Consider the following 21,262-nt stretch of genomic DNA (forward strand, 5'->3'; position numbering starts at 1 on the left):
TCCTGTGATTGATTAACGACGAATAATCATGAAGGTTGCCGAAGCAAAAGCATAAATTTTGCCCTGATCATCCACAATTTTACCTTCAGTTGTAATGATATTACGTCCTGCATTAATTAGTTCGCCATGTGCATAGTAGGCAGTATCTATTTGCATAGGGCGAATCATTTTTACATTTAAGTCAATTGTACCGTAGCCTACATTAGCCTCAAGTACTGAATGTGCAGCACCACCTGTTGCTGTATCCAACGCAGTTGCACAAAAACCACCATGCACACCACCTTGCACATTTAAGTGAGATTTATTGGGTGTCACTTTATAGGTTACTTTGCCTTTTGATGCTTCGATAAGCTGCATAGGTAAGGTTTGTGCCATAGGTGACGAGGAACTTCACCATTTTTGAGTGAAGTTAAAAAGTCTAAGCCTGTTTGTGCTGCTTGCATAGTTCATCCTTGTTAAAAAACATGAAAAATACCTTACTATAAAAACCATTTTTTCGGAATATTATTTTGCATAACAAAAATTAATTTTTTATTTTTTAAAGTACATTAAAATTAATTTTTACTTTAATTTATTGTAATTTATATATTAATTTTATTTATTCATGGTTTTTTGTGAAAATCACGCAGTTTAGATAGTGATATAAATCAAAATTTGCAGAAATAAATTTTGCAATATGGAATTTTTTTAGATATTTTTAGTTCATGAGAAAAATGCATTTTGAGCAACTTGGAACATCGCTTCAAGTTCAATTGAGAATTAAGGAAATAGGATATGCCTGCATATAAAGCCCCAATACGTGATATTCAGTTTGTAATGCATGAAATGTTTGATGCAGAAAAAAATTATCAAAATTTTCCTGAATATGCCGACCAACTAACCCGCGATGTGCTTGATCAATATTTAGAAGCCACAGCAGATTTTTGTGAAAATGAATTGGCTCCATTAAACCAGTCAGGTGATCAAGAAGGGTGTCATTTAGATCAAGGTGTGGTTACCACTCCTCAAGGTTTTAAAGCAGCACATCAAAAATACGCTGAACTGGGCTTTACTTCTTTAACTGCTGACTCAGCATATGGTGGGCAAGGTCTACCAACATCACTACGTATTGCCTTATCAGAAATGCTATATGAAGCAAACTGGGCGTGGTCGATGTATCAAGGTTTGTCACATGGAGCAATGCGTACACTGGAACACCACGGGACAGCTCAGCAAAAGCAACAATTTTTACCAAAATTAATTGCTGGAACATGGATGGGCACCATGTGTTTAACAGAGTCTCATGCTGGTTCTGATTTAGGCTTAATCCGTACCAAAGCTGAGCCTCAAGCAGATGGAAGTTATGCGATTACGGGTGAAAAAATCTTTATTTCGGCTGGCGAGCATGATTTAGCTGAAAACATTGTACATATTGTATTGGCTCGTTTACCTAATGCTCCAACGGGCACCAAAGGTATTTCCTTGTTTATTGTGCCGAAATTTAATGTTGATGAATCTGGCAATATTCAAGATCGTAATCATGTGGTGTGTAGTGCACTCGAGCATAAAATGGGCATTCACGGCAATGCCACTTGTGTCATGAATTTTGATGAAGCCAAAGGTTTTCTAATTGGCCCTGAAAATCGCGGTTTAAACTGTATGTTTACCTTTATGAATACAGCGCGTATTGGGACTGCTGTACAAGGGGTTTCTGCTTCACAAATGGCATTTCAAGGGGCATTGGACTATGCCAAAGATCGTTTAGCGATGCGTGCTCTGGATGGAGCCAAATATCCAGAAAAGAATGCAGATCCAATTATTGTACATCCCGCAGTTCGTAGCATGCTGATGACACAAAAAGCCTTTGCTGAAGGTGGTCGCGCACTGGTGTATTTTTTAGCTCAACATGCCGACATCGTTGAGCATTCAGATGACCTACAAGCCAAACAGTTTTCAGATGAGCTGCTCGCGTTTCTCACCCCAATTGCCAAAGCTTTTTTAACCGAAACGGGCAATGAGTCGGCCAAACATGGTGTTCAAATCTTTGGTGGGCATGGTTTTATTGTTGAACATGGCATGGAACAGATTGCCCGTGATGCCCGTATTTCAAGCTTGTATGAGGGAACAACTGAAATTCAGTCACTCGATTTGCTTGCGCGTAAAGTACTAAAGTCTGAAGGTAAATTGCTGAAGAATATGACTGATTTAATTGAACAGTTCATTGCTGAAAATCAGTCTAGTGCCATTTTAAAACCGGATCTAGATCAATTGTCTCAGTTAAAAACGGAATGGTTAGATATTACTCAGCACATTGCAAAAAAAGCAAAAAATAATCCAGAAGAAATTGGCGCAGCATCTGTCGATTATTTGTACTATTCAAGTTATGTCGTTTTTGCTTATTTGTGGGCACGTATGGCAAAAATTGCGCAACAAAAACTGGATGATGGTTCGACCGAACATAAGTTCTATCAAGCTAAACTTAAAACGGCACAATTTTTTTACAACAAGTTATTGAACCGTACTCAGCAGCATTTAGCTTCGATTAAAACTGGTGCTGAAACTGTTATGGCACTAGATGCAGAAGATTTTGCTTTTTAATGGATGAAGATACGGAGATGGTAAATAGCCACCTCCTCATTTGTGAGTATTGAATATGGATTTTCAACATATTTTAACCCATGTTGAGCAGCGCGTTGCTTATTTAACGTTTAATCGACCTGAAGTTTTAAATAGTTTTAACGAACAGATGCATCTGGAAGTGGCTCAGATTTTAACTGAATGGGAAAAATCTGAAAAAATCAAAGTCATTGTCATTTCTGGGATGGGTAAAGGTTTTTGTGCTGGGCAGGATTTGTCTGCCCGAAAACCTGAAGTCATCGAAGATCCAGACTATGATGCAGGAGCATCTTTAGATCGTTATTACAATCCATTGATTTTAAAAATCGCGAATATGCCTAAAGTGGTGGTGGCTGCTGTAAATGGAGTTGCTGCGGGTGCAGGAGCCAATATTGCACTGGCATGTGATATCGTCGTTGCAAAGCAGTCCGCTTCATTTATCCAGTCATTTTCTAAAGTTGGTTTAATTCCAGACGCAGGCGGAACATGGATATTGCCACGTTTGGTTGGTCAAGCCAGAGCAAAAGCGCTGATGTTGCTTGGAAATAAATTATCGGCCGATAAAGCTTTACAATGCGGTATGATTTGGGATGTTTTCCCTGATAATGAGTTCCAGAATCAGCTAAATGGATTGGTCGAAACTTTAGCGTTACAACCTTCTTCATCGGTCAGATTAATAAAAAAAGCACTGAATCTTTCTCAGCAAAACTCGCTTGAACAACAATTGAACCTTGAACGAGATTTGCAAAGAGAAGCTGGAAAATCTACAAATTATCGAGAAGGCGTACAGGCATTTATGCAAAAACGACAGCCAAACTTCGATTAAACTCAAACTATATTGAACAAAATAACTACACAGAAGGGATGTGATGATGTCAAGTTTACGACAACAGGTTTCAGCAACGGAATGGGCAGCTAGATGTGAATTGGCAGCTTTGTATCGTTTAATTGCTTATTATCGAATGACAGACCTAATTGATACTCATATTAGTTTGCGCGTACCTGATACAGAGGGTCATTTTTTAATTAATCAATATGGTATTCCCTTTGAAAAAATGACGGCTTCTCATTTGGTCAAGATTGATTATGACGGCAACATTGTAGATCAACATGATCAGGGAAAAATGGTCAATGTAGCAGGATTTGTTATTCATTCAGCTATTCATTCAGCGCGTCAGGATCTACATTGTGTGATTCATACGCATACGGCTGATGGGATTGCCGTGTCTGCACAAAAACAGGGACTATTGCCGATCTCGCAACATGCCTTAAAGTTTTATAACAAAATCAGCTATCACGATTATGAAGGTGTTGCTTTATTGACTGAAGAACGCGAACGTCTGGTTCAGGATTTTGGGCAAAATCGTGTCATGATTTTACGTAATCATGGCTTGTTGGCAGCAGGTGATAGTGTGCAGCGGGCTTTTCATGAAATTTACTTTTTAGAACGTGCTTGTCAGGCGCAAATCAAGGCACTTGCTGGTGGTTGTGAGTTAAATATTCCGAGTCAGCAGGTTCGTGAGCATACGAATGCACAATTCGAGTCCAAAGGGATTGAGCGTATTATTGCAAATGCTTGGCATGCTGCGTTGTCATTGATTGAACAACAAAAAGAGGAATATTGTTCATGATCGTGATTGCAACCACTGTTCCTAAAGTACAAAAATGGCTTGAAGATGCATTGGCTGAATATGCACCGCAAGAGGCTTATTGTTTGGCACATAGCGAACAAGCACAAGAAGCGACCACCGCTATTTCATGGTTTCCAGATTTAGATTATCTAGAAACTTTGCCTAATTTGAAATTAATTCACTCTATGGCCGCAGGCGTTGAACATTTAAATCTAAAACGTATTGGCGAACGTTATGCGGTATGTCGTGTTGTGGATGAATCTCATCAAAAGGGTATGTATGATTATTTACAATGGTGTGTATTGTACTATCAGCGTTTCTTTGATGTTTTGATTGCACAACAACAGCAGCAACGCTGGAAGCAACCTCCGCAGAAATCTAGTTCAGATGTCAAAATTGGCATTATGGGTTTAGGGCAAATGGGTGGCTTTATTGCTGAAAAATTTGCAAAGCTAGGTTATCAGGTTTCAGGTTGGTCACGCAGTTTAAAGCAAATTGAAGGGGTGAGTTGCTACGCGGGGAATGCACAAAAACAGGCTTTTCTTTCTCAAAGTGAAATTTTGATTAATCTATTACCTTTGACTGAAGATAATTTTGGCCTATTAAATACTGAATTATTTAATCAACTTCCCCAAGGCGCCTGTATTATAAATTGTGGTCGTGGTCAGCATTTAAATGAGCAGAATTTACTCGAAGCACTGGATTCAGAGCAATTGCGTGGTGCGGTATTAGATGTTTTTGCTAAAGAGCCGTTAGCTCCAGATCATACTTTTTGGCAACATCCTAAAGTTTTGGTGACTCCACATGTTGCTTCGCATGCACCGTGGTCGGCGGTGATTGGACAAATTCTTGAAAATGACCATCGTGTGCAGCAAGGGCTTGCATTGGTCAATCAAGTCAATGTTGTAAATGGCTATTAAAATTTATTCTGAATCAATATTAAGATGAATGTTGTATGCAGCATTCATCTTCTCTCTAAAAAATTTTATTGCCATGCATTAGGCAATTTCTAAAGCTTTTGGCAATTCTAAAACCTGCGTCACTTGTTCAATAAAGTGTTTCAAATTACCACTCCAGCTTTGCGGTTTAGTGGCGATCAAATAGGTATTGATTTCACCGATCTGATCATCAATATCAAAAAATTGTAGTTCATCTTTATACGAAGATTTTTCAATATAAGAGCGCGGCAATATGGCGTAGCCCATGCCTAAATGAACACAACTTAAGAATGGCATCCAGATTTCCCATTTCGGTTAGTTGCGATGGCGGCAAGTCATAACGTTGCAAAAAAGACTCTATACATTTTCGATAAAAACAGCCCTGACGAATCGCAAGAAAGGGAGTGTTTAATAAAACCTTCTTATCTGGAAATGCAGTGACTTCTTTGGGGCAAATCAGTACCAGATGCTCTGTCCATGCATGCAGATTATAAAAGTCGGGCAGTTCTTGTGAACTGGCAATAAAAGCACAATCCAGATCGCCCGTATAAACTCGGTCTATCAGCTCGCGTGTTGTACCTGTATTTAAGTGCAGGCGTAATTCGGGCAGTTGTAGAAGGACAGATTTAAACAATCGAGGCAGGCGCGTTGCTGCTGTGGTTTCCATGCTGCCAATTTTTAAAGAAATGTCATGACATAATGTTTGATTTGAAAAGTGAAATTTAGCTTGTTGATGAAGTTCAATCATCTGTTGTGCGTAATGGCATAATTGTTGACCTGCACTAGTAGGACGAATCGGGGATTGGCGTGATAGCAATTCACAATTTAATTCATCTTCAAGTTTTTTTATATGATTGGTGATGTTGGACTGTACGGTATGCATCTGAACTGCTGCATGGGAAAAACTGCCACATTCCAATACTTTTAAAAATATTTCCAACGACTTTAACTGCATTATTTTCTCTCAGCGTTTTATCTCAAAATACAGCTATCTCTAAATAAGATAATACCTATCACTATAAATCATTTTACCAGATGCAAACAACGCGTTTTAATCTATTCATCTTAAACAGAGATTTGTCTATGCAAAATACATCCAGATTGTTTTGGGTGGCATTTCTGTCAACTTGTCTAGGGATCGGGTTATTTAGATTTTCATATACCTCCCTGATGCCACTTTTAGTTGAACAAAAATGGTTTACTGCATCATTTGCCAGTTATTTAAGTAGTGCAAACTTATTGGGATATCTTATTGGGGCATTATTGGCGCATCCTGCTTCACGTTATATTCAAGATAGAAAGTTAATTATTATCAATGCATTTGTAGGATCTCTAAGCCTTTTACTTTGTGCAATACAGGGTTTACCTGAGTTTTTATATATTGTTTTTCGATTGTTTTCAGGAATTGCAGGCGCGACTTTAATGGTTTTGGCACCTAGTTATGCATTAAGACGTGTAGCCCCTGAAATAAGACAAAAACTCAGTATGGTGGCATTTAGTGGAATTGGTGCAGGAGTTGTGATTTCAACATTTATCGTGCCTTATGCTGCCCAAATCAATGTTGGATTAGGTTGGTTATTTCTTGGAATATTAAGTTTGGTTTTCAGTCTTCTAATTTTTATTGGGCTGCTCGATCAACAAGCAAGGACTGTAACGAATTATTCATATGAACCGACTGTTTCATTACAACCTAAACAGATTCAAATGGTTGTTCTTGTTATTGCTGCATACGCTTTAAGTGCAATTGCTTATATTCCACATAGTTTGTTTTGGATTGATTTTATTAAAAGTGAGTTGCATCAAACCATCCACTTTGCAAATCAACAATGGGCTTTTTATGGAATAGGTTCAATGTTGGGGGCTGTATTTGCTTTTTATTGTGTGAAACATTGGCAGCTTGCAGGGGCTTTGTGGCGTTGTTATTTACTTTATAGTCTGGCGATTTTTATTCCTGTTTATCTCCACAGTTTTTATAGCTTGGCGCTCTCATCTTTTCTGACGGGTTTATTAAATCCTGCTGTGGTCTCCCTTAGTTCAAGTGCTTTATTGACCATATTAGGTGCTCAACATCATCAATCCGCATGGAGCATGGCAACTGCAGCATTCGCAACCGCTCAGCTTTTAGGTGGTCTGCTCATGAGCTTTTTACATACGCATCATATTGATTACACAAATTTATTTTTCCTAGGCGCAATCATCATGAGTGTTGGCTTCGTTTGTAGTACATGTTTCTACATCATTCAGAAAGTAAATTTAACTCAACTTAAAGGAAAAAATTAATGCTTTACTTACTTGGGATTTTACGCATTATTTTGATCTTATCGATCGTCATAATAGTCGTTTTGTGTTTGTCTGCATGGGATAACTTTTTTAGTCCCCAACATCCAATCGAAGAACCTGAACATTTTATGCAATAAAAATGCAAGACGATGACTTAATAGTGAATTTTCATTCGAATATAAGCTTTGGTATTATAAGATTCACATCACATCTCTAAATAGTTTTAAATATTCAACTCAGTAGAATCATGCATATCAACACATAAATTAAGTGATTCTCTACATTTGTGTGTTTTTTCTAAGCGAAAGAACGTGTTGAGTATTTTCTAAAAAAATACTAAGGTTCGATGATCGAACAATAAGTTTAAAATTTGAATTATAAAATATTGCGTAACTCTCTGGCTGTTTCTTGTAATAACGGCAAAATATGCTGAACTAAATATTCTTTAGTTGTTCGCATGGTTGGCGAAACAATATTTAGAGCGGCGACAACGCGGGATTGTTGTCCATAAATAGGTACAGCCAATGCATGTACACCTAACTCATGTTCCTCACTAGAATAACACCAACCTTGTTCTTTAATCTCGGCCAAAAGCTGCAAGAAATCATGATTATTGGTATGCGTATATTTGGTCAGGCGTTGTAGTGGATGTTGTGATAACCATTCCTGTTGTTCATGATCATCTAGATAAGCTAAAAGAATTTTACCTGCCGATGTTGCGTGTGCGGGCAAACGATTGCCCAAATGAAGCCCATAAGGATTTACACGGTCTGTTTGTTGATGTGCTGCACTTCGAGCAATGGTAATCGCCTCGTAGCCATCTAGTACCATAACGGAATAAATAAGAGAAGTTTGTGTTGTCAATAAGTTAAGTAAAGGCTGAGAAATTTTTGGAAGATGAGCGCCACCAAGATAAGAGCCTGAAAATTTTAATATTTTGGGAGTAAGATAAAAATAATGACCATCTTGCTAAACCTGCAATGTAATCTTCGGTTCGAATTTGCTCATTTGAATGTGGATGATGCACGAACTCACTTTGTCGATCCATAACAAAATTCCTAGCTTTTTAGTTGGTTTTGTCCGCATAGCGGACAGATATGATGATATACGGATTTTATTGAATTTCATATATAGAGAGAAAAAACATAAGCACGTAATTTAATGAAAGGAAATTGCAAGGATGAAGTTATGGAAATCATTAAAACCAATGTCGCGATTATTGGTTCAGGCCCAGCAGGATTGTTACTTGGTCAATTACTTTATAAAGCAGGTATTGATCACATCATCATCGAACAGCGTAGTGCAGAATATGTAGCGTCACGAATTCGTGCAGGTATTTTAGAGCAAGTTTCAGTAGATTTGCTTAAACAGGCAGGTGTGGATCAAAATCTAAATCAAAAGGGTCTGCCGCATTCAGGAATAGAAATCTTAACCAATGGACAGAAACACCGTGTTGATTTATCAGCGCTAACAAATGGTAAGCAAGTCACTGTTTATGGTCAAACAGAAGTGACAAAAGATTTGATGCAAGCACGTGAACAAGCAAATTTAACCTCATTTTATGAATCAAATAATGTTCAAGTTTTTGATTTTTATGAAAAACCTAAAGTAACATTTGAGTCTCAAGGTAAAACATATCAAGTCGAATGTGATTTTATTGCGGGTTGTGATGGTTATCATGGAGTATGCCGTGCCAGTATTCCACAAGACAAAATTAAAACTTTTGAAAAAGTTTATCCATTTGGCTGGCTTGGTGTCTTGGCCGATGTACCACCAGTCGCAGATGAATTGATTTATGTACAATCTGAACGTGGATTTGCTTTATGTAGTATGCGCTCGGAAACTCGTAGCCGCTATTATTTACAAGTCCCACTGACAGATAAAGTAGAAAACTGGTCGGATGAAAAATTTTGGGAAGAATTGAAGAATCGACTTGATCCTGAAAGTCGTGAACATTTGGTCACTGGTGCATCAATTGAAAAAAGTATCGCACCTTTAAGAAGTTTTGTGACAGAGCCGATGCGTTTTGGGAAACTATTTTTAGCGGGTGATGCGGCTCATATTGTTCCACCAACTGGGGCAAAAGGCTTAAATCTAGCAGCATCAGATATCGCATATTTATCTAGCGCACTGATTGAATATTACAAAAATGGCTCTGAACAAGGGATTCAGGAATATTCGGAAAAATGTTTAAAACGTGTATGGAAAGCAGAACGTTTTTCATGGTGGATGACGCATTTATTGCATCGTTTTGAAAATGAGAGTGAATTTGACCATAAAATTAAACAGGCAGAATTAAGCTACATATTAGGCTCAATTGCTGGTCAAACAACTTTGGCTGAAAACTATGTTGGACTACCATATGAAATTAAGCCATTTGGTAACTTCAAACAAGCAAGTTAAATAAAAGTGTTATGAGAAAGTATTCAGCATGCTTTCTCATTTTTTAGTCTCTGTAAGGAAATTATTGAATATTTTGCTGAGGATTGAATAAACAAAAGCCTTAATAATAAAAGGCTTATAATATATAACTTCGTATAATAGATATTATGTTAAATAAGATATCTAAGACTGTGGCCTACACAACACTGTTTGTAGCTACAGCTCAGCAACGTGAATATCTACGATTATAATTCACGTTACTGAGTATCCTAATGAACATAATATAAGTTATGCAGAAATTAGACCGCCACTCTATTAAACACTCTCAAATTTAGAATGAGATTCCACTTCGAATCTCTCAGATAAACTTTTCTTTATCAATTTTCAGCACGTAACGAGTATTACGTCCACCACCTTCAAGTTTATGCAGTACACCACCTTCCAAAAGCTCGGTTAGATGACGTGTTGCTGTCGCTTTACTTACTCCAGTAACTTTTTGATACTGAGAAGCATTGATACCCAAAGGAAAATCGTTTTCTTCGGCATTGAGTAAACGATTTAAAACTTTATTTTGGGCCTCATTGAATTCGATATGAGCATAAGAACTCCAAAATTTCGCTTTCGCAACAGTTCGATCAAGTCGAAGTAAAGACTTGTCGATACTTTTCTCTAAAGTATCTAAGAACCAGACCAACCATTCATTCATCGTATAAGTATTATTCTGGCATTTTTCAAGAACGTCATAATAACTACTTCGATTTTCATGGATTGCCACTGACATCGCGTACAAACGGATACTCTGGTGATCCATTTGTGCCAACGCCAAGTCTGTGATGACACGAGTAATACGACCATTACCATCTTCAAATGGATGTAATGTTATAAACCAAAAATGAGCAAGTGCGGCGCGTAATAACGGATCAAGCATCACATCATCTTTAGAACGATTGAACCATTCTAAAAACTCTTCCATTAGTTCTTGTAAATGTTCTCCGCCTTCTGGTGCCTCAAAATAAACTTTGGTTGATGTGCCATAAAGAGAACCACCAACAACCTGCATTGGAGCCTTATTATCACGGATCTCTCCTACTTTGATTTTCTGAGCAGCATAATCAAAGCGTTCTATGGTTTGAAAAAGCCAATTATGCCATTGCAACAAGCGTGTCATTGTTAATGGCGCATGATGGTTGCTCACTGCATCCATCATTATATTGGCCAAGCCTTCAGTTTGATCCTGAAGTGGTGCAGGATTTTCTTCTGTTACACCTAAACGTCGAGCTAGTGAAGATTTGAGTGAACGAACATTCAACCTTTCATCTTCGATCAAAGAAGATGCTACTAGGTTTGTTAGCAGCGTATCTAGTGGTAATGCCTCAGCATCTGGTGATGCTTTGCTTTCACCGACCAATTGACCTATCTTTTTATGGATTAAACGCAGTTTCGCCGTAACGAGTGTTTCATCCCATTTAAATTTAGTCCAATTTGCTTTTTGCCATACCCAATTTTTCATAAGCAGCCCCCTATTTCATGAGCCGATTGTAACACTTATTCGGCTCAATCTGTGAGCTGTTAGATCGAACTATTTGGCTCATTTTAAACAATATAGCCATACAATAACTTGTTAGGGCGGATGTCATGAGCCGAATAAATAGCTTAATCAAATCATATTTTGAGCCGATTATAGAGATTATTTGGTTCATTCCCCTTTTTTTGCAAAAGATTCTGTTATTTAAGTCCAAAAGTGAAATAGCTTTGTATCGTGCAATAAATGGATTAAGCAGCCTTAATCAATAATTTAAAAACTATTATTTTAATTGATACGTAATTTTCTAAACTGAGTGCTATATAATGAGCCACAAGAGATGATTTATTTAATTCTGCTATATGACCAATATATTTTCAGACAGTGATCAAATTAAGCTGGCTTCAAATTTTTCTGAACTTATAAGCGTAAACTTTCAAAAAAATATAAATGCGATTTGTTGGTACAGAGATTTAGCGGGAGATTTCAAAGAAATCGTGTCTAAACTTGAATTAAAAGAGAATATTACAGAAATTTCAATTGAAGATCTTCTAGCTTTGCAACTGTCAGAAAACGGTCATCTTGCAAGAGAAATTATCTTAAAGGATATGCATTTATTAACTGATTTTGGTGCGTCACCTACGCTGAATTTGCTTAAAAATTATCAACGCGATGAAGAACTAGATTTTATTTCAACAGATGTATATTCATATCATATTGATCGCTCGCCGATTGAGGCAGATACTTTTTTATGTACCTATTATGGTCCCGCAAGTGATATTTTGCCGCATGATCAAGTTGAACAAAAAATTTTGATTCCCGAAATTAGGGAAAAACTCAGAAAATTACACGATGGTCCAGAAGATGAATTTGAAACTTTCTTGGAAGACTACTTTTTTGATCTGCACTATCAGCCTAAATCTCATGCAAAACCAGTAAACTTAGGTTCAGGGCATCTTTGGCGTTTAGCGGTAGACCATCCCCAACAACAAGTTTTAGCTTGTGTTCATCGCGCACCTGTTGAAAAAACAAATGAATATAGGTTGTTATTAATTTGCTAAAAAATGCTTATAGAATGAGAACAATCACTTGTACTCATTCTTGTAAAATTTCTTATTATTCGATATGTAAAATTACTAAAAACGACATTATTCCAAATTTTCTTTGATCATTTTCAGTGCTTGATTTAAACGTTCAATATCAGAAGGTTTTAGCCCCTTAAAACTATCCTCAAATAGTACCACTGTCATTTCATTGATTTTATTAACCATTTCCTGCCCTTTAGAGGTTAATGTTACGCGAGTAACTCGGTTGTCATCTGGACATAACATGGTTTCAATCAACTTTTCCTCTCGCAGACGGATCAGAATTTTGGTTGTGGTTGATATTTTTATCAACGTCATTTCTGAAAGATCAGAAACGCTTGCATTTGGATGAAGATGTGCTGTCAACAAAATACGTCTTCTGGAGTTATCTAAACCATACTTTTTTAAAGAGCTGTCCATTTTGGCAACGTATAGACCATAGACTTGCGTAATCCAATAATATGGAAAATTATCCAGACTGAATTCGGCATGATTGGGAAAAAACTTAGAATATTTGTTTGACATAAAAATACGTATTCATCCATGGGCTATGGGACAAAAGGAAAATAACTATTCAGACAATAGATAAGAACTATTTGCATTTTAGAGTATTTAATTTTTTAAAATCAATACAGTACTATCATAAATTTAGTCTTAATTGATACATTTTTAGTAGGAACTTCATAATTTTAACCATTCATTAAAACTAAGTCTATGATCTTCTAGACTTAGTTATTTCAAGTCATTTATTTTTAAAAAAATCTAAATAATTAAATCTGAATGTTTCGATGTTCACTTACAGCTTTACATTTTTTAAAAAATTCCAGATTTGCTGTAAAGACGTATCTTTATTTAGTTTATTTCTCAAGATAAAAATATCTTGTGGAATACTAAAATTATCATCAGCCAAAATTTTGACTTTATTCATTAATAATTCATCTTCAATCGTAATTCTGGGTAGCCATGCCACTCCTGCTCCTTGCATGACAAAATCTTTTAAATTATTTGCATGATCAGTTTCATACAAGATTCTATAATTTAATTTATTCATAATAATTTGATCAACCAAATTTCTTAAATAAGCATTCTTACTATAAGAAAGTAATGGAAAATGTTTTTTTATATCAAACTTGGCTTCACCATTTTTATTGGTTATACACACTGGAATAATATCAGTTTGCCCTAGTTTTAAATAATCAATAATGTCTTTATTAATTTGATTAAGTTTACTGTGATCGATATAACCTATAAAAAAATCACACGCACCTTCTTTTAAAAGTTTAAAACCTTCCCCTACATTTGCAGCAATTAATTCAATTTTAAATTCCTGTAAATGCTCTGGAAAAAGTTGAATAAAATTCGCAAAAAAAGTTGAGCTTAAAGAATGTACCACAGCAAAACGTACTGTAATTTCTTTGGTCTTATTTAAATTATTTAATAAAGCTAAGGTTGCTTGTAACTGATCTTCGATGCTTTTGGCTGTTGCAAGTAGAATTTGACCAGCATCGGTAAACTCAAGATGTCTGCTATCTCTATCTAAAATGGGAAAACCTAAAGCTTGTTCAAGCTGTTGTATTCGTCGGGTAAATGCAGACTGACTAACAAATCGTCGTTCTGCGGCTTTGGAAATAGAGCGTTCTTGTTCAAGGGTTAATAGATCTTCAATCCAGCGAATTTCCAGGCTCATTTGTATGGTCTTAATGTACGATCGCCAGATTATAATCACAGTATGCAAAATTTGCATAGTAAATTTAATCTATGCATTAGAAATTATTTCTTACCAATTTTATGATGAATTATCTTCTTCAGATAGACAAAAAAATGAACGCCGAAATTTTAACACGTACAGAGAAAGATCTTTTAGGTTTTCGTGAAGTACCCAATCAATGTTATTTTGGAATTCAAACTTTAAGAGCCATAGAAAACTTTAACTTAAGTTCAAATAAAATAGAACAATTTCCCAATATAATTAAGTCTTTGGCAATGGTTAAATTGGCTTGTGCTCAAGCAAATAATCAACTTGATAAGTTAGATAATACAAAACTTGAAGCCATTAAATATGCTTGTGAAAAACTTGTAAATGGATCATTCCATGAACAATTCCCAATTGATATGATTCAGGGAGGGGCTGGAACTTCAACCAATATGAATGCCAACGAGGTGATTGCCAATATTGGACTTGAATATTTAAATCATAAAAAAGGCGAATATCAATATTTACATCCAAATAATGATGTGAATATGTCACAATCCACCAATGATGTATACCCTACTGCAATTCGTTTAGGTTTACTTTTTAGTTTAGATGATCTAAATAAACCATTTGAAGATATAATTACCAGCCTTCGTGCGAAAGGTCAGGAATTTTCTCATATTTTGAAAATGGGACGTACTCAACTTCAAGATGCTGTACCGATGACACTCGGTCAGGAATTCCATGCTTTTGCTGCGACACTTGAAAAAGATTTAGCCCAAATCAATAGCATTGCGCCAAATACTTTAAATTATATGAATTTAGGTGGCACAGCAATTGGTACAGGGATTAATACTGAATACCGCTATACTCAACTTGCAATTCAAGCTTTGTCTGAAATTAGCCATAAAGACATTAAATCTGCCCCAGATTTGATTGAAGCAACTTCAGATATGGGCGATTTTGTCCTTTTATCGGGTTTGCTGAAACGTACAGCAACGAAACTTTCAAAAATTGCCAATGATCTACGTTTGTTATCAAGTGGCCCGCGTACAGGAATTAATGAAATTAATCTTGAAGCGCGTCAGCCAGGTAGTTCAATTATGCCTGGCAAAGTCAATCCTGTTATTCCTGAAGCATTAAATCTGGTTTGTTTTCAAATTATTGCAAATGATCTAGCGGTTACTTTGGCAGCCGAAGCAGGTCAACTTCAATTAAATGCAATGGAACCATTGATTGCATTTAAATTATTTGAATCAATTGAATTGTTATCTCGTGCTTTGGTGATGTTTAGAACCAAATGTATTGATACCGTGACTGCCAATGCCGAGCATTGTAAAGCTCAAGTAGAAAATTCGATTGGAATCGTGACTGCACTTAATCCATATTTAGGTTATGAAACAACGACTCGTATTGCTAAAACTGCAAACGAATCAGGTTTAAGCGTTCTCAGTTTAATTCGTGAAGAACAGCTTTTATCGGATGAAGTGATTGCTGAAATTTTAGCGATTGATAACATGGTCAAACCTAAAGACGCAGCTTAAGCATTTAATCAATAAAGGCGCTTTAAAGCGCCTTTATTTTTGAATATAAATATGATTTACCAATCTACTTTTGCACTTAAAACAAACGTAATTGGTTCTCCTGCACCAGAGTTCATCCAGTATTTTTTATTGAATAAATTATTAATGTCAGCCCTAAACGTGACAGGTTTATTCGAGATGCGCGTCTCATAACCACCCCCAATATTCACCAGTGTATAGTCAGGGAGTTTTAAGGTATTTTCATCGCTATGAAATACATCACCAAAATGACGTACATCGCCATGTACACTTAAGCCTTCGACATATGGAATATTCCAATCGGTCTGAACTACAGCTTGAATTTTAGATGCACCTGCTGGTCGATTACCTTTTTGAACTGTAGTATCTGAGCTACTAATTTTTTCAATACTTGGATCATTTAAGTTAATTCCTGCATTTACACTCAAATCTGGTGTAAATCTATAGCCACCCATCAACTCAAAACCCTGATATACCGTTTCACCATTTTGGGTTTTATAAAGTTTATCATTCATCGTTTCATCAATTGTCGCCATTTTTTCTAAGCGATATAATGCTGCTGAAGCGAACCAGCGATCCTGTTGGTATTTGGTTCCAACTTCATATTGTTTGCTGATGGTCGGGTTTAAAAAGTCATCTGCATTTTCATATTTTGTTCCATTATTATCGACCTGAGGTACTTTTTGACCTTCTTCAAGTGCTTCTACATAGCTCGCATAAAAAGACCAATTTTCCATTGGTTTATAAATTAAAGCATAGGTTGGTGTCACGACTTCTTTTTGGTAATTATTGTCCTGATTATTATAATTAATATAACGTCCAGCAATAATGGCCTGCCATTGCTCTGAAAGATGAATTGTATCGCTAGCAAAGACCTCTTTTTGGTATGTATCTCCGATTGGTGTCTGGGTAAAGCTGATTGGTTTATTATAATACGTGGTTTGTGGCTGGTAGATATTCCCCGAACCTACATTTGCCTCCCAATTAGAATCTGCATCGCGTTCTGTTCTCTTCTGAAATGATCCACCAAAAACTAGTTCGTGCTGAATAGGGCCTGTATCGAATTGCCCCGTCACCATCACTTGACTGGTATCTTTAACGACATCCCCACCCAGTTGATATTGGTTAATTGAGTAATCGCCTTGTTCATTTAAAATATAGGCAAAGGTTTTATTGACCATATTACGGTTACGTGTACGTGCCTGAGTCACCTCAGCTTTCCAGTCATCATTAATCTGCCAATAAAGCCCAGTTTGAGCAAGTGCAGAATGAATCGTATAAAATGCACCTTTTACAATGTATTTATCGCCACCATCTATTGGTTTTGGCAGTTGTGCTCCATCTGGTAGATTGAACATAAACATGCTTGCTTCATTATCCAGGTGACGATCCTGATAAATGATTTCACCTTTCCAGAGTAAATTAGGCAGAATACGATAATCTAGAGCTAAAGATGTGACGGTATTATCTGCATCTGAGCCATTATAGGTTTCCCCTTTTTCTTTAACGATATTAAAACGATAACCAAGCTGTTTATCTTCTCCAACACGTCCTCCAGCATCAAGCTGTGCAGATAAAATCCCTGCACTTCGATAGCCGATTTTTGTAGTCAGAAGTGTTTCATCGGTTGGTTGTTTGGTTTGATAGTTAATAATCCCACCAGGTGCAGAGAAGCCATACATGAACCCAGATAGCCCTTTTAAAGCACTGACGCTTTCCACCACTTCAATTGGAAATTCACCGCCCCATGCGCTGACAGAGTACCCATTCACTTTATAGCCATTACTGACATCAATATCTAAGCCACGAATCGAAACAGGGGTACTCCATCCACTACTATAAGAGTTTACCTGTGTCACAATACTGGGGTCACCGACAAAAATTTTACCTAAAGAGTTCGTCTGTCTGGTTTCAATTTCTTCAGCAGTTTTTGTGGTAATCGAATATGGCGTATCAATTACGCTTTTATTCCCTAAAACACCCACAGTATTGACCCGTTTTAAGGGCGCATCTTGATTGTCTGCTTCTAGCTTAATCGTCGGAAGCACAGAATCCGAAGATGCTAAACCCGATCGCCCACTCTGATTGGCTTTCGATTGAAGTGGTGTTAATTTAACAACTTCTTCTTTTTTATTATTTTTACTTTTTTCTTCTACACGATAACCACTGGAGGTTTGTTTAATTTGATAATTGGTATTTTTTAATAATTCTGTAAAACCATCATGAGTTTCATACGAACCCTGTATTCCCTGACTTCTAACCGCTGAAAACAAGCGACTGTCAAAAATGATATTGACACCCTGCTCTAGTGCGTATTGGTTAAGTACCTGCGCCAGATTCCCCGCTGGAATATTGACCTGCGTAGGCGCTGCATGAGTAAACACTGGTAAAGCAGCAATAGAGAGAGTTGCCATATGAATCGCTAAAACCAAAGGTTTTGGATTGAGAAATGGACGACGAATAGACCCCATTTTAATTTCCTTACATCATTTATATTTGCCTATTAACTAAGACGTTTTAGAAATCAAAACAGGAAGTTTTTTTATAGATTTTTAATCTTTTTGAATAACAGTCAATAAATCGCCGACGGAATAAGTACTTAAATGGAGTTGGTCTTTTAATAATTGCATGGCTGAATCAGGATCATCCAATGGCAATACGGCATTAACTCGGTATTGGCTTAATGTCTTATGGTTATAAATATATTTACTCGATTGATAGCTTTCCAACATATGCAAGACTTGATCCAAAGCCATATCATTGACAACCAGTTTTTTACTTTGCCATGATTTTCGTAATAAATCTGGATTAACGCTTTCAATCTGTACCCGTTTTCCATTGAAATTAAAGCTTTGTCCCGTTTCAAGCACCAGTGGTTCAAAGCGATGATGCAAGGAATAAATTTTAGTTTTCGACTCAATCATACTGACACGAACCTGATCATGATCGTAGTTGACAATAAATTGAGTTCCTAATGCCTGTACTTGAATATCCCCTAAATCAACCACAAAAGGTCGTGTATGATCTTTGGCAACATTCACTTGAATATTCCCTTCGAATAAATGTATTTTCCTCTGATCCAGATTATATTGTAAGTTATAAGCCGTTTGCCCTGCCATCTGGATTGAGCTTTGATCAGATAAAATATTCTGTTGCCATTGTTGTGCTTCCGTTGAATGATCTGCGTTCCAACGTTGATAAGGTAATTGTGAAACAATCCAAGCCGTAATCACTGCAATGATTAAACTGCTCCCCCATAATAGAGGTGCTGTTTTTTTCTTGGTCGACGTTTTTCTTAAAATATTATTCTGTACCATTGGATGTTGTGATCGTAGATTTTGAGCTTTAAGTACATCTACTTGATTTAAAAATTGTTGTAATTCTTCAAAGGTTTTTAAATGCTCAGGACTTTGCTGTTTCCAATGTTCAAGTTGGGTTAAATCATCCTGAGAATAGTCACCTGAACTTAATGTAATTAACCATTCTGCTGCTTCGTTTATAATTTGTTGGTCAGGTTTTGACATGAATATTCGTCTTATTATAAGAATATATTTATAAATCTGATTTTAACACAGCATAACAATGACTTAAGGTTTTAACCAAATCATGATGAATGGTTTTACTTGTCACGTTTAATTGTTTGGCAATCTCGACCAGACTCAAATCATCAATGTAATGCATTAGAAACGCAAGCTGCTGTCGTTCAGGTAAACCATCCAGAACTTGCGCAAGTTTATTGAGTATATCAATCGCAAGTACAGTTTGTTCTGGACTAATATCATAACTGAGGTTTTGCTGAGTCAAATATTCAAGATAAGCTTGCTCTATTTTTTGATGTCTTGCCCGATCAATTAAAATTCGTTTCGCTGTCGTGGTTAAATAAGCTTTAGGCTGCTGAATGTCGAGCAAGCCCTGACTACGAATCAGTTTAGTAAATGTATCTTGTAAAACATCTTCGGCATTTTCAGCCGAGCCTAATTTTTTATACAACCAACCATATAACCAGCTATAGTGAACTTTATATAGCTCTGCTATGTAATGCGTGATGATTTGTTGATTTGCCGTCATGATAGTAACGTCACACCGTCAGAAATGTGGCTAATGTATCAGTAATGAGAATTACTATCAATTTTATTTAAAATTAATTTTACAACATTAGTCTCTGCCCCATCCTGTGCCTAATGCTGCAATCAGTTGCATTGAATTGATCATCTGACGTTGTTGTAATTCCAGTCGATCTTGTTCTGCTTGCAAACGTAAGTTTTGTGCTGTAACTACTTCTAAATAACTGACCAGTCCAGAGTTATAACGCTGAGTGACAACACGTTCATTTTCATGGGCTAGATTTAACAATTGAGCTTGTTCAGAAACTTGTTGTTTTAGACTTGCTGATTGCATTAAGCCATCTTCCACTTCTTTCCAACCTGTCAAAACTGTTTGCTTATATGCAGCAAGTTTTTCATCATAATTGGCTTGTGCTTGATCAATCCCTGCTTTACGTTTTCCGCCATCAAATACTGTCGCTGCGGTATTTAAACCAATTGACCAGAGATAGTTTGGCGATTGAAAAAGTTGTGAAAATATATTGTTATTTAAGCTTCCATTTAAACCAATACTCAGGTCTGGAAGCCATGCTGTTTGCGCTAAACCAAGTTGTGCATGTGTTGCAGCCAGTTCTCGTTCAGTGCGAATTACATCTGGTCGCTGAATTAATAAATGACTTGGAATCTGGACAGGAATTGTAGGGACATTAAACTGAGCTGTTTGCTTGCCAAGCTGAAACTGAACAACCGTTTGGCCGAGTAATACAGCGAGGATATTTTCTTGTAAATTTCTTTCCCGTTGTCGTTCAATTTGTTGAATTTCGACTTGTTTGAGTTGTGTTTCTGCCTGAATAACATCTGCACGAGCGATCATACCCGCCTGATATTGATTTTTTAAAATTTGCACCGAACGTGCATAACTTTGCCGAGTTTGTCTAAGTACATCAAGCTGTAAATCTAATAATCGAATATTCCAGTAGCTTTGTGCTGCTAAAAGTTGCTGATTAAGCTTGACCGCGGCTAAGTCTGCCTGTGAAGCCTCCAGATTGGCTTGTTGTCCCTCTATAGCTTTGGCAACTCTGCCCCATAAGTCAGGCACCCAACTGGCTTGTATTCCTGCGCTAAATTGGCTAGTCGCCTTATTATTTTTACTACCATTCCGATTTGCCGAGCCTTCGACGCCTAAGCTTGGTAAACGTGCGGAACGTTGCTCATCAAGTAAAGCGATCGCATTGCGATAACGCGCTTCGGCCTGTTTTAAAGTTAAATTTTCTGTATTAAGTTGTTGAATCAAAGTACTGAGCTTTGCATCTTGATAAAGTTGCCACCACTGAGATGTCTGCGGCGTCAAAGTTTGAGTTTGTACCCAATTTAATGAAGCATATTTATACTGCGTATCTGCCTGAATAACAGGTTGTTGATAAGCAGGTGGATGCGTCACTATATTTGAACTACACCCTATAAGTAGCAAGACACAGCTAAAACTGGGTAGATGTTTGGATAAAATCGAATTGATCACTTTTCTATTTTC

The 21,262-nt window shown here is 36.8% G+C and carries 16 protein-coding genes and 3 pseudogenes; 9 read left to right on the plus strand and 10 right to left on the minus strand.

Annotation, left to right across the window (positions count from 1 at the left end):
• Positions 1-12: 12 nt before the first annotated feature.
• Positions 13-443 (minus strand): annotated as a pseudogene (locus A7A69_RS00090) (PaaI family thioesterase).
• A 331-nt stretch (positions 444-774) separates the two neighbouring features.
• Between A7A69_RS00090 and A7A69_RS00095 the strand changes: the two are divergent.
• The 4 genes from A7A69_RS00095 to A7A69_RS00110 are packed head-to-tail and all read left to right on the plus strand — an operon-like array spanning position 775 to position 5,146.
• Positions 775-2,577: an acyl-CoA dehydrogenase C-terminal domain-containing protein gene (locus A7A69_RS00095; protein ID WP_152875900.1), complete on the plus strand. Its 1,803-nt coding sequence runs from the start codon at positions 775-777 to the stop codon at positions 2,575-2,577.
• Between the two features lie 55 nt (positions 2,578-2,632).
• The gene (gene paaG, locus A7A69_RS00100) at positions 2,633-3,421 is read left to right on the plus strand and encodes a 2-(1,2-epoxy-1,2-dihydrophenyl)acetyl-CoA isomerase PaaG (protein WP_152875901.1); all 789 of its coding nucleotides are present in this window, start codon (positions 2,633-2,635) and stop codon (positions 3,419-3,421) included.
• A gap of 46 nt (positions 3,422-3,467) precedes the next feature.
• Positions 3,468-4,226: a class II aldolase/adducin family protein gene (locus A7A69_RS00105; RefSeq protein ID WP_152875902.1), complete on the plus strand. Its 759-nt coding sequence runs from the start codon at positions 3,468-3,470 to the stop codon at positions 4,224-4,226.
• The gene (locus A7A69_RS00110; RefSeq protein WP_152875903.1) at positions 4,223-5,146 is read left to right on the plus strand and encodes a 2-hydroxyacid dehydrogenase; all 924 of its coding nucleotides are present in this window, start codon (positions 4,223-4,225) and stop codon (positions 5,144-5,146) included. The genes A7A69_RS00105 and A7A69_RS00110 overlap by 4 nt, the downstream gene beginning before the upstream one ends.
• A 78-nt stretch (positions 5,147-5,224) precedes the next feature.
• On the opposite strand, the pseudogene A7A69_RS00115 reads toward A7A69_RS00110, so the two are convergent.
• A pseudogene (locus A7A69_RS00115) lies at positions 5,225-6,119 on the minus strand (LysR family transcriptional regulator).
• Positions 6,120-6,247: 128 nt separating this feature from the next.
• Between A7A69_RS00115 and A7A69_RS00120 the strand changes: the two are divergent.
• Both A7A69_RS00120 and A7A69_RS16510 read left to right on the plus strand, forming a co-directional pair.
• Positions 6,248-7,444: a YbfB/YjiJ family MFS transporter gene (locus A7A69_RS00120; protein WP_152875904.1), complete on the plus strand. Its 1,197-nt coding sequence runs from the start codon at positions 6,248-6,250 to the stop codon at positions 7,442-7,444.
• A complete protein-coding gene (locus tag A7A69_RS16510; RefSeq protein WP_171500760.1) occupies positions 7,444-7,581 on the plus strand; it encodes a hypothetical protein in 138 nt (45 codons plus the stop codon). Before A7A69_RS00120 ends, A7A69_RS16510 begins: the two co-directional genes overlap by 1 nt.
• A gap of 238 nt (positions 7,582-7,819) precedes the next feature.
• Here the strand turns inward: A7A69_RS16510 and pcaU are convergent.
• Positions 7,820-8,410 (minus strand): annotated as a pseudogene (gene pcaU, locus A7A69_RS00125) (IclR family transcriptional regulator PcaU); the annotation flags it as partial.
• A gap of 222 nt (positions 8,411-8,632) precedes the next feature.
• On the opposite strand from pcaU, the gene pobA reads away from it, so the two are divergent.
• Entirely contained in the window at positions 8,633-9,847 is a 1,215-nt protein-coding gene (pobA, locus tag A7A69_RS00130; RefSeq protein WP_152875905.1) for a 4-hydroxybenzoate 3-monooxygenase, read from the plus strand.
• Between the two features lie 337 nt (positions 9,848-10,184).
• Here pobA and A7A69_RS00135 read toward each other — a convergent pair whose 3' ends face one another.
• Positions 10,185-11,336: a Fic family protein gene (locus A7A69_RS00135; RefSeq protein ID WP_152875906.1), complete on the minus strand. Its 1,152-nt coding sequence runs from the start codon at positions 11,334-11,336 to the stop codon at positions 10,185-10,187.
• Positions 11,337-11,710: 374 nt separating this feature from the next.
• On the opposite strand from A7A69_RS00135, the gene A7A69_RS00140 reads away from it, so the two are divergent.
• Positions 11,711-12,409: a DUF1826 domain-containing protein gene (locus A7A69_RS00140; protein ID WP_152875907.1), complete on the plus strand. Its 699-nt coding sequence runs from the start codon at positions 11,711-11,713 to the stop codon at positions 12,407-12,409.
• A gap of 87 nt (positions 12,410-12,496) precedes the next feature.
• On the opposite strand, the gene A7A69_RS00145 is transcribed toward A7A69_RS00140, so the two are convergent.
• Positions 12,497-12,958 carry a MarR family winged helix-turn-helix transcriptional regulator gene (locus A7A69_RS00145; protein WP_120369089.1) on the minus strand — a complete coding sequence of 154 codons (462 nt, stop codon included), beginning with the start codon at positions 12,956-12,958 and terminating at the stop codon, positions 12,497-12,499.
• Between the two features lie 271 nt (positions 12,959-13,229).
• Positions 13,230-14,120, minus strand: a complete 891-nt coding sequence (locus tag A7A69_RS00150) for a LysR substrate-binding domain-containing protein (RefSeq protein WP_120369090.1) — start codon at positions 14,118-14,120, stop codon at positions 13,230-13,232.
• Between the two features lie 134 nt (positions 14,121-14,254).
• On the opposite strand from A7A69_RS00150, the gene A7A69_RS00155 reads away from it, so the two are divergent.
• Positions 14,255-15,670 (plus strand): aspartate ammonia-lyase, encoded by a 1,416-nt coding sequence (locus tag A7A69_RS00155; protein WP_171499518.1) that lies wholly within the window; start codon positions 14,255-14,257, stop codon positions 15,668-15,670.
• A gap of 56 nt (positions 15,671-15,726) precedes the next feature.
• Here the strand turns inward: A7A69_RS00155 and A7A69_RS00160 are convergent, their stop codons facing one another.
• The 4 genes from A7A69_RS00160 to A7A69_RS00175 all read right to left on the minus strand — a co-directional run bounded on the left by A7A69_RS00160 (position 15,727) and on the right by A7A69_RS00175 (position 21,250).
• Positions 15,727-18,159, minus strand: a complete 2,433-nt coding sequence (locus A7A69_RS00160) for a TonB-dependent siderophore receptor (protein WP_120369092.1) — start codon at positions 18,157-18,159, stop codon at positions 15,727-15,729.
• A gap of 81 nt (positions 18,160-18,240) precedes the next feature.
• Entirely contained in the window at positions 18,241-19,212 is a 972-nt protein-coding gene (locus A7A69_RS00165) for a FecR family protein (RefSeq protein ID WP_152875908.1), read from the minus strand.
• 28 nt (positions 19,213-19,240) lie between these two features.
• On the minus strand, positions 19,241-19,756 hold the full coding sequence (locus A7A69_RS00170) for an RNA polymerase sigma factor (RefSeq protein ID WP_005004401.1): 516 nt from the start codon (positions 19,754-19,756) through the stop codon (positions 19,241-19,243).
• An 87-nt stretch (positions 19,757-19,843) separates the two neighbouring features.
• Positions 19,844-21,250, minus strand: coding sequence for an efflux transporter outer membrane subunit (locus A7A69_RS00175; RefSeq protein WP_187349137.1), 1,407 nt, complete (start codon positions 21,248-21,250; stop codon positions 19,844-19,846).
• Positions 21,251-21,262: the final 12 nt, after the last annotated feature.

Source organism: Acinetobacter guerrae, from assembly GCF_009372255.1.
GTDB classification, from domain to species: domain Bacteria; phylum Pseudomonadota; class Gammaproteobacteria; order Pseudomonadales; family Moraxellaceae; genus Acinetobacter; species Acinetobacter guerrae.